The 14,818-nt window shown below is 58.2% G+C and carries 10 protein-coding genes and 1 pseudogene; 3 read left to right on the plus strand and 8 right to left on the minus strand.

What is annotated here, in order from left to right; genetic code table 11:
- Window positions 1–5: 5 nt before the first annotated feature.
- The 4 genes and pseudogenes from ACWKWE_RS25510 to rpsU form a co-directional block, all read right to left on the minus strand.
- Window positions 6–2,963, minus strand: a pseudogene (locus ACWKWE_RS25510) (sensor domain-containing protein); the annotation flags it as partial.
- Between the two features lie 440 nt (window positions 2,964–3,403).
- Complete coding sequence (gene rpoD / locus ACWKWE_RS25515) at window positions 3,404–5,251, minus strand: RNA polymerase sigma factor RpoD (protein WP_166595610.1); 1,848 nt, start codon at window positions 5,249–5,251, stop codon at window positions 3,404–3,406.
- A gap of 67 nt (window positions 5,252–5,318) precedes the next feature.
- On the minus strand, window positions 5,319–7,289 hold the full coding sequence (gene dnaG / locus ACWKWE_RS25520; protein ID WP_483852058.1) for a DNA primase: 1,971 nt from the start codon (window positions 7,287–7,289) through the stop codon (window positions 5,319–5,321).
- A 247-nt stretch (window positions 7,290–7,536) separates the two neighbouring features.
- Window positions 7,537–7,752: a 30S ribosomal protein S21 gene (gene rpsU / locus ACWKWE_RS25525; protein WP_110951580.1), complete on the minus strand. Its 216-nt coding sequence runs from the start codon at window positions 7,750–7,752 to the stop codon at window positions 7,537–7,539.
- Between the two features lie 192 nt (window positions 7,753–7,944).
- On the opposite strand from rpsU, the gene tsaD reads away from it, so the two are divergent.
- Window positions 7,945–8,970 (plus strand): tRNA (adenosine(37)-N6)-threonylcarbamoyltransferase complex transferase subunit TsaD, encoded by a 1,026-nt coding sequence (gene tsaD / locus ACWKWE_RS25530; protein ID WP_483852059.1) that lies wholly within the window; start codon window positions 7,945–7,947, stop codon window positions 8,968–8,970.
- A 55-nt stretch (window positions 8,971–9,025) separates the two neighbouring features.
- Here tsaD and plsY read toward each other — a convergent pair whose 3' ends face one another.
- Window positions 9,026–9,595 (minus strand): glycerol-3-phosphate 1-O-acyltransferase PlsY, encoded by a 570-nt coding sequence (plsY, locus tag ACWKWE_RS25535; RefSeq protein ID WP_166595607.1) that lies wholly within the window; start codon window positions 9,593–9,595, stop codon window positions 9,026–9,028.
- A 74-nt stretch (window positions 9,596–9,669) separates the two neighbouring features.
- Between plsY and folB the strand changes: the two genes are divergently transcribed.
- Together folB and folK are read left to right on the plus strand one after the other, a co-directional pair.
- Window positions 9,670–10,023 carry a dihydroneopterin aldolase gene (gene folB, locus ACWKWE_RS25540; protein WP_065991327.1) on the plus strand — a complete coding sequence of 118 codons (354 nt, stop codon included), beginning with the start codon at window positions 9,670–9,672 and terminating at the stop codon, window positions 10,021–10,023.
- Entirely contained in the window at window positions 10,014–10,544 is a 531-nt protein-coding gene (gene folK, locus ACWKWE_RS25545; RefSeq protein WP_483852060.1) for a 2-amino-4-hydroxy-6-hydroxymethyldihydropteridine diphosphokinase, read from the plus strand. The genes folB and folK overlap by 10 nt, the downstream gene beginning before the upstream one ends.
- 127 nt (window positions 10,545–10,671) lie before the next feature.
- Here folK and ACWKWE_RS25550 read toward each other — a convergent pair whose 3' ends face one another.
- From ACWKWE_RS25550 to ACWKWE_RS25560, 3 genes are all read right to left on the minus strand, one after another.
- Window positions 10,672–11,907 carry a multifunctional CCA addition/repair protein gene (locus tag ACWKWE_RS25550; protein ID WP_166595605.1) on the minus strand — a complete coding sequence of 412 codons (1,236 nt, stop codon included), beginning with the start codon at window positions 11,905–11,907 and terminating at the stop codon, window positions 10,672–10,674.
- A 79-nt stretch (window positions 11,908–11,986) separates the two neighbouring features.
- Window positions 11,987–13,549: a SpoVR family protein gene (locus ACWKWE_RS25555; RefSeq protein WP_166595604.1), complete on the minus strand. Its 1,563-nt coding sequence runs from the start codon at window positions 13,547–13,549 to the stop codon at window positions 11,987–11,989.
- Complete coding sequence (locus ACWKWE_RS25560) at window positions 13,546–14,817, minus strand: YeaH/YhbH family protein (protein WP_483852061.1); 1,272 nt, start codon at window positions 14,815–14,817, stop codon at window positions 13,546–13,548. The genes ACWKWE_RS25555 and ACWKWE_RS25560 overlap by 4 nt, the downstream gene beginning before the upstream one ends.
- Window position 14,818 lies beyond the last annotated feature (1 nt).

A 14,818-nucleotide genomic window follows, 5' to 3' on the forward strand; every position in this document is an offset into this window, starting at 1 on the left:
GCGGATTATAACGATGGTTTCCGTGCTGTGCTATCCGAAAAGTCTGAAACGGTTATACGAAGAAACGTCGCGCAGAATTCTTCCGGGCGCAGGGGCAGGCTGACGATGTAGCCCTGGATCTGTTCACAGCCTTCGTCGGCGAGGAATTGCTGTTGCTCAAGGCTTTCCACGCCTTCGGCGATGACGGTCAGTTGCATGCTGCGGCCCAAGGCGATGATGGCGCGGACGATGGCGGCGTCGTGCTGGTCGTCTGGCAGGCCGCGTACGAAGGACTGGTCGATCTTCAGGATGTCCAGCGGCAAACGTTTGAGGTAGCTCAGTGATGAATAGCCGGTGCCGAAGTCGTCGATGGCCAGTTGCACGCCGAGTTTTTTCAGGCGGTGCAGCACGGAGAGTGCCTCTTCGGTCTGGGACATGATGAAGTTTTCGGTGATTTCCAGTTGCAGGCAGCCTGGCTGCAGTTCGTATTGTTGGAGCAGGTGCTCAATGCGGGTGACCAGATTGGGTTGGCGCAGTTGGGCGCCGGCCAGGTTCACGGAGAGGGGGCCGAAAACGTCGTAGCTCTGATTCCAGCGATACAGCTGTTGACAGGCCTTCTCCAACACCCACTCGCCGATCTGCAGGATCATGCCGTTTTCCTCTGCCAGAGGAATGAACCGCTCAGGTGGGACTTCTCCGAAGGTCGGGTGGGTCCAGCGAATCAGAGCTTCGGCGCCGACCAATCGTTGTGTCAGAAGGCTGATCTTGGGTTGGTAGGAAAGCGTGAATTCGTTGCGTTCGATGGCGCGTCGTAGTTCATGTTCCAGCGCGATGCGCTCACTGGCCTGGGCGGTGAGGTCGCGGGTGTAGCTTTCGACCCGGTTGCGGCCTTTTGCTTTTGAGCGGTACATCGCGGCATCGGCGTTTTTGATGAGGGTGGCGACGTCGGCCCCATCTGACGGGAATAGCGCAGTGCCAATGCTGGTGCTGATGAAAAACTCGTGTTCACCCGCCTGGAAGGGGGCGGAGAAACTGTTGAGCAGCTTGGTGGCGATGGCTTCGGCGTCGCTGTCGGTTTGCAGGCCGGGGAGCAGGATGATGAACTCATCGCCGCCCAACCGTGCGACGGTGTCGATGTCACGCAGATTTTCTTTCAGGCGCTGGGCAATCCCTTTGAGCAACAGGTCGCCGACCGGATGCCCGAGGCTGTCGTTGATATGTTTGAAGCGGTCGAGGTCGAGGAACAGCACGGCGCCCAGGCTGTTGGCTTCTTTGCTGTGTGTCAGCGCGGTGTGCAGGCGACTCTCGAACAGCGTCCGGTTTGGCAGTCCCGTCAGCGGGTCGTGATGGGCCTGATAATCCAGACGGGCCTGAGCCTGTTTGAGGCTGGAAATGTCCGCGAACACTGCGACGAAATGGGTGATGAATTTGTCACGATTACGCACGGCGCTGATGGTCAGCCAGCTTGGGTAAATCTCCCCGTTCTTTCGACGGTTACTGATTTCGCCTTGCCAGTGACCCTCTGCCGTCAGTTGATACCACATGGCGGCGTAGAACGCGCTGTCGTGCAGTCCCGAGGCCAGCAAGCGAGGCGTCTCTCCGAGGGCTTCGGCTTCGCTGTAGCCGGTGATTTCACTAAAGGCACGGTTGACCGCATTGATCCGCTGTCGTGTGTCGGTGATGAGCACGCCTTCGGCCGTACTCTCGAAAACCGTCGCAGCCAATTGCAGCTTTTCTTGCATCTGGTGGCGGTCGGTGATGTCGCGAGCGATGGTCAGCATGCAGTCTTCACCGCCAATCGGCAGCGGCCGTGATGATATTTCGCACAGTCGAATTTGCCCGTCCCTACGGCGGATGTGGCTGGTGAAGTCTTTGACGAAGCCATCGCGGGCAAGTTGCTCAAGCAGTTGCTGCCGCTCGTTGAGGTCGACCCAGATGCCGAGGTCGAGCGTCGTGCGGTCCAGTGACAGCGAACTGTGATAACCGGTAATACGGCTGAACCCGTCGTTGATTTCCACTAATAGCCCGTCGCTCTGCCGGGAAATCAACAAGCCGTCGGGCGACGAGTGGAAAGCCTTGGCGAACTTCTCTTCGGACAGCTGCAATTGCTGCTGAGCTTCTTTCAGTGGCGTGATGTCGCGTACGACCACCACTACCGCAGGCGTCGAATCCAGATCGAAGGGTTCAGCCGACAGTAAGCCGGTGAAGGTTCGGCCGTTGCTTCGACGGAACGGCATTTCAAGATTTCGAATGCTGCCCTTTTGCAAGCGTTGAAGCAGGCTAGGCCCTATGTCCGGGATGCCCCAGATGTTCAATTCGCTAGGCGTGCGGCCCACGATATCGCTGGCGCTTATGCCGATTTGCTCGACGAACGCCTGGTTCGCCTCCAGAAAGCAGCCGTCCGACAAGCGGGCAATCACCAAGATGTCCGGGCACTGTGCGAACACCGACGCGAATTTCCCTTCGGACTGCCGCAGGGCTTCCTCGGTCTGCTTGGCTTCCGTGATGTCTATCATCAGGCCGCGCATCACGGGTTCATGGCCATAAGTGATCAGCGTGACGATGTCACGTATCCACAACGTCCTGCCGTCGGCGCTGATAACGCGGTAATCAAGGCTGTGGTCGTTACCCAGCTTGGTTTGAACGTCGCAGTAGGCTTCAGCGGCGTCGAGGTCGGCGGGGTGGACGATGCTGCGCCAGAACCCCGGTCTCAGCCATTGATGCAACGGGTAGCCGAGTAGGTTTTCTGCGTGTGGGGAAACGTAGTTGTAGGAGTAATCGTGGGTGTTGGCTTCCCACGCAATGGCCGACAGGCTTTCGATCATGCCTCGGTAATGGTATTCGCTGCTGCGCAGCTCCTGTTCCAGCGCGACACGACGGGAAATTTCCGAACTGAGGCGGCGATTGATTCGCACCACAATCAACAGGATCGTCGAAAGCAGAAGCAGTCCGGGCAGTCCGTAGAGCAGAAAGTCTCGCCAGAACTTCAAGGGTTCGGGGGCGCGTGGAAGCGATGCCGAGCCGTCAGAGCGCGGGCTGTCAGCACTGGCATCGGATCCGTCGATGTAGGCCAAGGGCTGCGACGTGCGAAGGTCGAAACCTTGAAGATTGTCGCCTTCAAAGCCCCAGCTGGCTGAACGGTCGGTATCCGCCGACGCAGTATCCATACTCTGCATTGATCCCTCGTGCATGCCCTGCCAGGTCGTTTCCCCTTGAGGGAGAGCCTGTGCGTCGACGCTGGTCGACCCCATCAAGCACAAGAAAGCAATGGCCGGCATCCAAAACATGGCAGCCTCATTAGTTGCAGCGTTAAGAATGCTTCGAGTGTAGCTGTGCTGAGGGAAGGTGGCACACTGCCGATTTCTTATTCTCTGAAATGCAAAACCCCCAGCAGGGCTGGGGGTCTTGTTCTAGCGCGTTTCGCTTACTCGTCCAGGAACGAACGCAGGTGTTCGCTTCGGGTCGGGTGGCGCAGCTTGCGCAGCGCCTTGGCTTCGATCTGACGGATACGCTCACGGGTTACATCAAACTGCTTACCGACTTCCTCAAGGGTGTGGTCAGTATTCATGTCGATGCCGAAGCGCATACGCAGCACTTTGGCTTCACGGGCGGTGAGGCCCGACAGCACTTCGCGCGTTGCCTCTTTCAAGCTCTCCACGGTCGCAACATCAATCGGAGACTGCATGGTCGAGTCTTCGATGAAATCACCCAGATGGGAGTCTTCATCGTCACCGATCGGCGTTTCCATGGAGATCGGCTCTTTTGCGATCTTCAATACCTTACGGATCTTGTCCTCAGGCATTTCCATGCGTTCGCCCAGCTCTTCCGGCGTCGGCTCGCGACCCATTTCCTGCAGCATCTGGCGGGAAATACGGTTGAGCTTGTTGATCGTCTCGATCATGTGCACCGGAATACGGATGGTGCGCGCCTGGTCGGCGATCGAGCGAGTGATCGCCTGACGGATCCACCAGGTGGCGTATGTCGAGAACTTGTAACCGCGACGGTATTCGAACTTGTCCACCGCTTTCATCAGGCCGATGTTGCCTTCCTGGATCAGATCAAGGAATTGCAGGCCGCGGTTGGTGTACTTCTTGGCGATCGAGATCACCAGACGCAAGTTCGCTTCTACCATCTCTTTCTTCGCGCGGCGGGCCTTGGCCTCGCCGATCGACATGCGACGGTTGATGTCCTTGATTTCCGCCACGTTCAGGCCGGTTTCTTCTTCCAGCGCGGTCAGCTTTTGCTGGCAGCGCTGAATGTCAGCCTGCAAACGGCCGATGGCTTCAGCGTATTTGCTTTTGCCTTTGGCCAGTGCATCGGTCCAGCTCTGATCGACTTCATTGCCCGGGAACTGGCGCAGGAAGTCAGCACGCGGCATGCGAGCGTCACGGACGCACAGTTGCATAATGGCGCGTTCCTGTGCACGCAGACGCTCCAGAGCGCTACGAACACGTTCAACCAAGCCTTCAAACTGTTTAGGAACCAGTTTGATCGGCATGAACAGCTCGGCCAGCCCCAGCAGCTCTTCATTAGCCTGCTTGCTGCCACGACCGTGCTTTTTCAGGGCCTTGAGGGTGATCGCCATCTGATCGGAGACCGCACCGAAGCGCTGAGCTGCCACGACCGGATCAGGACCGCTTTCGGCCTCTTCCTCGTCGTCGCCGTCGGCGGACTCTTCGTCATCATCGTCAGCGACGTCGGTCTTTTCGGTTTTCTGATCGATCGGTGGCGGCACCTCGGCAGGCGGGGCGATGCCGTCGTCCGGGTCGATATAACCGCTGAGAACGTCAGACAGGCGACCACCTTCGGTGGTGACGCGAGTGTATTCGGAGAGAATGTGCTCGACCGTGCCAGGGAAGTGCGCAATCGCGCCCATCACTTCACGGATGCCCTCTTCGATACGTTTGGCGATTTCGATTTCGCCTTCACGTGTCAGAAGCTCGACCGTACCCATTTCGCGCATATACATGCGCACCGGGTCGGTTGTGCGACCGATGTCGGTTTCGACTGCTGCCAACGCGGCGGCTGCTTCTTCAGCGGCTGCCTCGTCAGTGTCAGCTTCGGCCAACAGAAGGGCGTCCGCATCCGGAGCACTCTCGAATACGTTGATCCCCATGTCGTTAATCATGCGGATGATGTCTTCCACCTGTTCCGGATCTGAAATATCCTCCGGCAGGTGGTCGTTGACCTCCGCGTAAGTCAGGTAACCCTGCTCACGACCGCGGCTGATCAACTCTTTGAGGCGAGACTGCTGTTGCGCTTTTCCGGACATAACACCCTATCCACTGAAGGTCTTGGCGGGCAAAAAACAAGCCGAGGATTATACCCGAGCTAGGACCTCACGCGCCAGTTGAGGTCGGGGTTTGTGCAGGAACTTTGCGATTTAACAGGTTGAGTAGCTGAACTTTTTCCTCAGCACTCAGACCGGTCTGCCGTTCCTTCCTGATCAATTGATCGAGACTTCGCTCGCGTTGGCGGGCGGACAAGCTAGTTATAGTGTCGAAAAACTGTTGTTCAAGGTTATCGGCCGAGATCAGCCATTCCTTTTCCGCCAGTTGTCGTAATAATCGTCCTTGATCGGTTCCGTGCCAGCGGGCGATCAATTGCAGCGACCGCAGCTTCGGATTCTTTTGCAGCGCTTCGAGCAATGCCACCAGCAACTGCGAATACACATTATCTTCTGCCGCAAAGTGACTGGTGTCTTCCACCTTCTGTGACAGGTCCGGATGATGAAGCAGGGTCCGGAGGGCCGTCAGGGTCGGTGGCTCCACCGTTGCCGGTGTGCGTGGGGCGCGAGGTTCAAAGTCCGGCCGCTTGCCGTTCTTGTCCCACTTCTTGCCTTTGTCCCACGGCTTTTTTTCCCATTTCTTCTGCTGGCCGCCTGATGAGTTCGGCGTCCATTCTTGCTGTGGTTCGTATGCATCATGCGGCTGGTAATCGCCGTAATCAGGCACTGAGTCGTAATCAAAGCCCGGGTCATAAACCGGCGGTGCCTCGGCGGGAGCGCTTTGCACCAGCTGATTGACGGCGGCGGTGTCCAGACCGGTTATTTCCTTGAGGCGCCGACGCATCAGCTCCCGAAGGTTGGCCCCCGGCACCTTTTCGATCAGTGGAGCAGCCAGGGTGACCATGTGCGCTTTGCCTTCCAGCGAGCGCGGGTCTGCTTCCTTGGTCAACTGCTCGAAAAAATAATCGGCCAGCGGCTGTGCGTGCTGGTTGATCCTTGCCTTGAAGGCATCGGTGCCTTCGGCGCGTACCAGCGTGTCCGGATCTTCGCCTTCGGGCAAAAACAGAAACCGGGCGCGACGACCATCCTGCAAGCTGGAAAGCGTGGCTTCGAGCGCGCGCCAGGCCGCATTTCGGCCTGCCTGGTCGCCGTCGAAACAGAACAGCACGTTGGGCACGACGCGGAAAAGCCGCTTCAAATGCTCTTCGCTGGTGGCGGTGCCCAGTGTCGCAACGGCGTTGCGCAAGCCTTGTTGAGCCAGCGCGATGACGTCCATGTAGCCTTCGACAACGATGATTTCGTCAAGGTTGCGATTGTGTTTGCGCGCCTCGAACAGGCCGTACAGCTCTTGCCCCTTGTGAAACACCGGCGTCTCGGGCGAGTTCAAGTACTTCGGTTTGTCGTCGCCGAGCACGCGTCCGCCAAACGCGATGACTCGACCCCGGCTGTCGCGAATGGGGAACATCACCCGGTCGCGAAAGCGGTCGTAACGCTTGCCGGTTTCGGCGTTCTCGATCAACAGACCAGCGTCGATCATTGCCTTCTGTTGAAGCGTGTCGCTGCTGAGGTGTTTGTACAGATTGTCCCAGCCGGGCGGGGCGAACCCTAATCCGAAGTCGCGGGCAATCTCACCCGAGAGGCCACGGCCTTTCAGGTAGTCCACTGCGGATTTGCGGGTCGGGTGGCTTTTCAGCGCGGCCCGGTAGAAATCGGCAGCAGCGGTCAGCAGTGGGTACAGCGGCGAATCGGTGGGTTGTCTGGGCTTTTGACCCCTGACGCCCTGTTCGCGGGGTACTTCCATGCCAGCGGCTTTGGCCAGTTCTTCGACGGCCTGGGGAAAATCCAGGTTGTCGTGGTCCATGATGAAGCCGAGGGCGTTTCCGCCTGCGCCGCAGCCAAAGCAGTAATAGAACTGTTTGTCGGGGCTGACGCTGAACGACGGTGTCTTTTCTTTATGGAAAGGACAGCAGGCGCTGAAATTCTTGCCGGTTTTCTTTAATTGAACGCGCGAGCTGACAACATCGACGATGTCGGTGCGGTTAAGCAGGTCGTCAATAAAACCTTGAGGAATCAGTCCGGCCATGGCGTTCTCATCATCAGGCGCCCCGCCAGAAAGATCGTGGCGAATCCAAAGCGTAACGACGGTTGCTTGGTCAGTGTAGACGGGTCAACGCTGCCTGAAGATCAGGCTGGAAGAGTTCGACGGGGGATGTGTAGGTCACAGAATGACATCGACAGCCTTTGTCTGTATTGCTTGAGGCTAAATCTGCAACTGCCGACAGCCCGGCTTTAGGGCCGGGCAAGGCAGAAGCTTGCGACAGACGTCTGTATTAATACAGACGAACGGCGCGGCGCTGTTCGCGCTGAACTTTCTTGGCGTGACGCTTAACAGCAGCAGCTGCCATACGCTTACGCTTCGAAGTTGGCTTCTCGTAAAATTCGCGGCTACGAACTTCGGCCAGAGTGCCGGCTTTCTCGCAGGAGCGCTTGAAACGACGCAGAGCTACGTCGAAGGGTTCATTCTCTTTAACTTTGACGGCTGGCATCCAGAGCTACCTTCATTCATTACCGGGGTCGGCGCCTCGTACAACACTTGTATGAGTACGCCGGTTTTAAGGGTTGCGGATGTTAACCCCTCGGCGCGAGGAATGCAAAGCCTCTGATCGAAAACCACTGGTCGCAGGCATGAGCGGCGACTATTATGCGCGCCTTCGAATTCAGCCCCCAAGGCGTGCCCCATGTTAGTACTGGGATTGGAAACTTCTTGCGATGAGACCGGCGTGGCGCTGTATGACAGCGAGTGCGGGCTGCTCGCCGACGCATTATTTAGCCAGATCGACTTGCATCGGGCCTACGGCGGCGTGGTCCCCGAGCTGGCGTCCCGCGATCACGTAAAACGCATGCTGCCCTTGATTCGACAGGTGTTGGCCGAGGCGGATTGCGCCGCGACCGAGATCGATGGCATCGCTTATACCGCAGGTCCTGGGCTGGTCGGTGCGCTGCTGGTGGGGGCGTCTTGCGCGCAAGCGCTGGCTTTCGCGTGGGACATTCCCGCATTGGGTGTGCACCACATGGAAGGCCATCTTCTGGCCCCTATGCTGGAGGCGCAACCGCCGGAGTTTCCGTTCGTCGCTTTGTTGGTTTCCGGTGGTCACACGCAACTGGTCCGGGTGGACGGCATCGGCCTTTATGAGTTGTTGGGCGAGACGCTGGATGACGCCGCGGGCGAAGCCTTCGACAAGACGGCCAAAATGATGGGCCTGAATTACCCCGGTGGTCCGGAGATTTCCCGTTTGGCGCTTCAGGGCGTGCCGGGACGTTTCACGTTCCCTCGCCCGATGACCGACCGTCCCGGCCTCACGTTCAGCTTCAGCGGCTTGAAAACCTCCGCCCTGAACACTTGGCAACAATGCCAGAGCGCTGGGGACGACGGCGAGCAAACCCGTTGCGACATCGCGCTGGCCTTCCAGGATGCGGTGGTGGAGACTTTGACCATCAAGTGCAAACGCGCTTTGAAGCAGACAGGCATGAAGCGTCTGGTGATTGCGGGTGGGGTCAGTGCGAACAAGGCGTTGCGTCAGTCTCTGGAGCAGATGCTCAGCGGGATCGGCGGCAACGTCTTTTACGCGCGTCCGGAATTTTGTACCGATAACGGGGCAATGATCGCGTTCGCCGGATGTCAGCGATTGCAGGCGGGACAGAAAGAAGACCTGAGCATCACTGTGCAGGCGCGCTGGCCGATGGAACAGTTACCGGGGCTGTGAAGCCATTCTGCGTGGAAAGAAAAAGGCTCGAATGAGCCTTTTTTATCTTTTGCCGCTAGAAATGCCGTTCGCGTCCTGCATAGAGGTCGCGTAAATTGCCGCGATGACGCCAGACGATCAGCAAAGTCAGCAGGCTCATGGGCACCAGCGCATGGGGTTCCTGCCAGGCCAGCAGCGGAAGGGCCAGCGGGGTGGCGATCAGCGAGGCGAGCGAACTGGTGCGGGTGAGGTAAAACGTCAACAGCCAGGCAGCGATTGCCAGCAGCGCGGCGGGTGGGTACAGGCCCAGCAGCATGCCCGCCGCCGTAGCAACGCCTTTGCCGCCCTTGAAACGAAAGTACAACGGAAATAAGTGGCCGAGAACGGCGTAAAGCCCGACCCAGGCCTGTTGGCGAGGGTCGAGTCCCGCCCAGGCAGCGATCAGCACTGGAATCATCCCTTTGCAGACGTCGCCGATCAGGGTCAGGATAGCGAGCTTCTTGCCCGCCAGGCGCAGCATGTTGGTGGCGCCTGCGTTGCCCGAGCCACTGGCGCGCGGGTCCGGACTGCCGGTCAGACGGCTGAGCAGGATGGCGAAGGACAGCGAGCCGAGCAGGTAGGCGAGAAGTGCCAGTAACCAAAACATGCTAACCATTCCGGGCGGGGAAGCCCTGATTCTAACGGCGCATTGCGCCCTTGTCGTGCAGCGGAGAGAAAGGCTTGGACAGAGTTTTCATTGAGGGTCTGGAGGTCGATACGGTGATCGGTGCCTACGACTGGGAGCGCGGCATTCGTCAGTGCCTGCGTCTGGACCTGAGTTTTGCCTGGGACAATCGACCTGCCGCCGCGGGCGATGACTTGAGCAAGGCACTCGACTACGCCAGCGTCTCCGCGCGCATCCAGGCGTTCGCCGAGGTTTCGCAATTTCAGCTGGTTGAAACGTTCGCCGAGCGTCTGGCAGAAGTGCTGATGAGCGAATTCAACATTCCCTGGCTGCACCTGAAACTCACCAAACCCGGCGCCGTGCCAGCGGCCAAGGGCGTGGGCGTGGAGATCGAGCGCGGATGCCGCTGACACGGGTTTTCCTCGGCCTGGGGAGCAACATCGACCGGCACCGGCATCTGTGTTCCGGGCTTGATGCGCTGGCCGGTTTTCTCACCGATATGTCCTGCTCGCCGGTGTTTGAAAGCCATCCGGTGGGGATCAAGAGTGGGCCGTTCATCAATCTGGTGGTATCAGCGTTGACCGACCTGCCGTTGATCGAGTTGGACCGTCGCTTGAAATTCATCGAGGCCGACAACGGTCGTTATGCCCCTGACCGTAAAGGGCTGCCGCTGGACATCGACGTGCTGTTGTATGGCGAGCAGGTCGGCAATTTCGACGGGCTGGTGCTGCCCCGTGCCGAAATTCTCAAGAATGCATTTGTGCTGTGGCCGTTGTCGCTGATTGCGCCGGAAAGGCTTCATCCCGAAGTGGGATTGACGTTTGCCAAACTGTGGGAAGAATCGCAGATTGAGCAGCAGCTTTGGCCGGTTGCGTTTGAGTGGCAAGGTCAGCCATTGACTCCGGATTCAATGCTGTCCTCGGTTCAATAACCGCCGGATATCTCCTGTCGGGGCGAATTCATTCGCGATGCGGTTGTACAGCCGGCAGAGGTGCATCGGATGTAATGGCCTTTCGCGAATGAATTCGCTCCCACAGGGCGATCAGACGTCTGCAAATTCAGCTCTGACTCTGATACGACGCCTTGTAAAACGTCAGCGTGTCCAGCCTTTCCCGCTTCAGCGCCTCGCCCAATTCTTGTCCTTGATAACCCTGATCCAGCAGCGGCTGGACCGCCACTTGCCTCGCGACTTCCGCTGCGCCGCGCAGGTATTCAGCCTGTGGATAACTGCGGTCCTCGAAGCCCTTGCGACCTCGGGCGTCCATCTCACAGGCGACGATGAACTCCTCGAACCGCTGCGGGCGGCGATAGACGTCGAAGTTCTGCAGCAACTCCAGCAGCGTCGAAGGCTTGAGCTCCAACGCTCGATGGCCATGGGTGTGGTATTGGCCCACCAGCAGCGCCAGTTCCTGACAATCCCTTGGCACCTTGAAACGCTGGCTCACTGCTTTGATCGCTTTGAGGCCTTTCTGCTCATGGGCGATATGGCGCGGCCAATCTGCTTCGGGCGTTAATCCTTTGCCCAAATCATGCAACAGACAAGCCCAGCGCACGCTCAATGGTTGCTTGTGCACCGCCGATTGGTGCAGAACGCTCATAACATGCAGCCCGGTGTCGATTTCCGGATGATGCGCTTCCGGTTGGGGGATGCCGAAGAGCGTATCGATTTCCGGCATCAACACCTTCAGCGCACCGCAGTCCTTCAGAACCTGGATGAACACCTGTGGCTCCCGCTCCATCAGTGCGCGGGAAATTTCCTTCCAGCTGCGCTCCGGCGTGAGGGCTTCCAACTCGCCCGACGCGCTGAGTTGGCGCATCAGCATCAGGGTTTCATGGGCAATGGTGAAACCGTCCGGTGCGTAGCGGGCCGCAAATCGCGCCACGCGCAAGACCCGTAAGGGGTCTTCCGCAAATGCCGGGGAAACATGGCGCAACACTCGATCCTGCAAATCGCGCTGACCGTGATAGGGGTCGGTCAGGTGGCCGTCCTTGTCTTCGGCGATGGCATTGATCGTCAGGTCGCGGCGGATGAGGTCTTCTTCCAGCGTGACGTCGGGATCGGCGTGAAACACAAACCCGCCATACCCACGGCCCGTCTTGCGCTCGGTTCGAGCCAGCGCGTATTCCTCGCCGGTGAGGGGGTGCAGAAATACTGGAAAGTCTGTGCCGACCGGGCGGTAGCCCTTGATCAGCATCTCATCGGTGGTCGCGCCGACGACAACCCAGTCGGTGTCCGCGACCGGTTTGCCAAGCAGGCGATCACGCACAGCGCCGCCAACTTTATAGATCTGCATAAAAAAGCCTCCGTAAGCGCGACAGGATAAACCTTACGTCACGCTTGCGGAGGGCCATTTTTCAGATACGGCTTATCCCCTAAAGGTGAACGACCGCCAAGTCGAGCCGGGGATATTCACTGTCAGCGTGTTCGCTTCTCGGTGGGACGTGGTGGGTTTTCATGATCTGGTCGCCCTGAAGCGTTTCGAGGTGAATGTCGAACCCCCACAGGCGATGCAGGTGTTTGAGCACTTCATCCGTCGAGTCGCCCAGCGGTTTGCGATCATGCTGTTGGTGACGCAGGGTCAGCGAGCGATCGCCTCTGCGATCGATGCTGTAGATCTGCACGTTCGGCTCCCGGTTGCCGAGGTTGTACTGGGCTGCGAGGGTTTCTCTGATCGTTCTGTAGCCTGTTTCATCATGAATGGCTGGAACCAGCAGGTCGTCCTTTTGATCGTCATCCAGAATGCTGAACAGCTTGAGGTCGCGAATCACCTTCGGTGACAGGTATTGCAGGATAAAGCTCTCGTCCTTGAAGCTGCTCATCGCAAATTTCACGGCGGTCAGCCAATCCGTCCCTGCCAACTCGGGAAACCAGTGGTGGTCTTCTTCGGTCGGGTGCTCGCACATCCGTCGAATGTCTTGATACATGGCAAACCCCAAGGTGTAGGGATTGATGCCGCTGTAATAGGGGCTGTCGAAGCCCGGTTGGAACACGACGCTGGTGTGGGATTGCAAGAATTCGAGCATGAATCCGTCAGTGACCAGGCCTTCGTCGTACAGATCATTCATCAGTGTGTAATGCCAAAAGGTCGCCCAGCCTTCGTTCATGACCTGAGTCTGGCGTTGGGGATAGAAATACTGGGCGATCTTACGCACGATGCGCACGATCTCACGCTGCCAAGGCTCCAGCAGCGGCGCATGTTTCTCAATGAAGTAGAGGATGTTTTCCTGTGGCTCGGCAGGGAAGCGCGCGTTGTCTTCCTTGTCGTTCTTGCTGGCATTTTTCGGAATTGTGCGCCAAAGATCGTTGATCTGCTTCTGCAAATGCTCTTCGCGGTCCTTCATGCGGCGACGTTCTTCCTCCGCCGAAATCGGGTAGGGACGCTTGTAGCGGTCAACGCCGTAGTTCATCAAGGCATGGCAGGAGTCGAGCAAGTCTTCGACCGCGTCGATGCCGTGGCGCTCTTCGCATTGCATGATGTACTGCTTGGCGAACACCAGGTAATCGATGATCGAGCTGGCGTCTGTCCAGGTGCGGAACAGATAGTTGCCCTTGAAGAAACTGTTGTGGCCGTAGCAGGCATGGGCCACGACCAAAGCCTGCATACAGATGGTGTTTTCTTCCATCAGGTACGCGATGCACGGGTCGGAGTTAATGACGATTTCGTACGCCAGACCCATCTGGCCACGCGAGTAGGATTTTTCCGTACTGAGGAAGTGCTTGCCGTAGGACCAATGGTGATAGCCCAGCGGCATACCGACCGACGCATAGGCGTCCATCATCTGCTCAGCGGTGATCACCTCAATCTGATTGGGGTAAGTGTCCAAGGCATAACGCTCGGCGATGCGACTGATTTCCCGGTCGTAAGCCTGGATCAGTTCGAACGTCCACTCTGAACCCGTGGAAAGGGGTTGGCGCTTCTGCTCTCTAGCGGTCATGTCACTAACCTGCGCTGGAAGAGTTCACGGAATACCGGATAGATATCACCGGCAGAAACCAGCTGCTGCTGGGCGAACGTGTCGGCGAAGGCTTCGCCGATGCGCTCGTATTCGAACCACAGTGCCTGATGCTCGCGAGGGGTAATTTCGACGTAAGTGTAGTACTGCACGAACGGCATGATCTGCTTGATCAGAATGTCGCGGCAGATAGGTGAGTCGTCGTTCCAGTTGTCGCCGTCGGAGGCCTGGGCGGCGTAGATGTTCCACTCGTTGGTGGGGTAGCGCTCGGCCATGATCTCCTGCATCAGTTTCAATGCGCTGGACACGATGGTGCCGCCGGTTTCCCGCGAATAGAAAAACTCTTCCTCGTCGACTTCGCGCGCGCTGGTGTGGTGGCGGATGAACACGACTTCGATCTTGTCGTAGTTCCGCTTCAGGAACAGATACAAGAGGATGAAAAACCGCTTGGCGATGTCTTTGGTCGCCTGCGTCATCGAGCCGGACACGTCCATCAGGCAGAACATCACCGCCTTGGAGCTGGGGTTGGGCTGTTTCACTAGCAGGTTGTATTTGAGGTCGAACGTGTCTAGATACGGGACACGTTTGATCCGCGCCTGTAAGCGTGCTGCTTCTATTTCCAGCTCTTGAATGTCGCCGAAATTGTCGGGTTCTTCGCGTTTCAAACGCTCAAGTTCAGCGAGCACTTCTCGGAGCTTGGCGCGGCTGCTGCCAGACAACGCAATGCGTCGTGCGTGTGCCGAACGCAGCGTGCGAATGATGTTGATGCGCGACGGATTGCCTTCGTTGCTGATGCCCGCACGTACGGTCTTGAAGGTGTCGGTGCCGCTCAGGTTGCGTTTGACGAGGTTGGGGAGTTCGAGGTCTTCGAACATGAACTCAAGGAATTCTTCCTGGGTGATCTGGAACACGAACTCGTCCATGCCTTCGCCGGAATTGCTCGCCTTGCCAGGCCCTTTGCCCCCACTACCGCCCTGAGGACGGGCGATGTGCTCACCGGTGGTGAACTCTTTGTTGCCGGGGTGCACGACGGTCTGTTTGCCGCCGCGACCATGATGCAGCACCGGCTCGTCGATATCGCGACCGGGAATGCTGATCTGTTCGCCATGTTCCATGTCAGTGATGGAGCGGCGGCTGACCGCTTCTTCCACTGCTTTTTTAATGTGGTCACGGTAGCGACGCAGGAAGCGCTGCCGATTCACCGTGCTCTTGTTCTTGCCATTGAGACGTCGGTCGATCACATAACTCATA

The organism is Pseudomonas salicis (assembly GCF_057128705.1).

What these genes read in the sequence shown, in the direction of transcription:
- rpoD (WP_166595610.1), bottom strand. Translation starts at nt 5,251, where the DNA reads ATGTCCGGAAAAGCGCAACAGCAGTCTCGCCTCAAAGAGTTGATCAGC.
- dnaG (WP_483852058.1), bottom strand. Translation starts at nt 7,289, where the DNA reads ATGGCCGGACTGATTCCTCAAGGTTTTATTGACGACCTGCTTAACCGC.
- rpsU (WP_110951580.1), bottom strand. Translation starts at nt 7,752, where the DNA reads ATGCCAGCCGTCAAAGTTAAAGAGAATGAACCCTTCGACGTAGCTCTG.
- tsaD (WP_483852059.1), top strand. Translation starts at nt 7,945, where the DNA reads ATGTTAGTACTGGGATTGGAAACTTCTTGCGATGAGACCGGCGTGGCG.
- plsY (WP_166595607.1), bottom strand. Translation starts at nt 9,595, where the DNA reads ATGTTTTGGTTACTGGCACTTCTCGCCTACCTGCTCGGCTCGCTGTCC.
- folK (WP_483852060.1), top strand. Translation starts at nt 10,014, where the DNA reads ATGCCGCTGACACGGGTTTTCCTCGGCCTGGGGAGCAACATCGACCGG.
- ACWKWE_RS25550 (WP_166595605.1), bottom strand. Translation starts at nt 11,907, where the DNA reads ATGCAGATCTATAAAGTTGGCGGCGCTGTGCGTGATCGCCTGCTTGGC.
- ACWKWE_RS25555 (WP_166595604.1), bottom strand. Translation starts at nt 13,549, where the DNA reads ATGACCGCTAGAGAGCAGAAGCGCCAACCCCTTTCCACGGGTTCAGAG.
- ACWKWE_RS25560 (WP_483852061.1), bottom strand. Translation starts at nt 14,817, where the DNA reads ATGAGTTATGTGATCGACCGACGTCTCAATGGCAAGAACAAGAGCACG.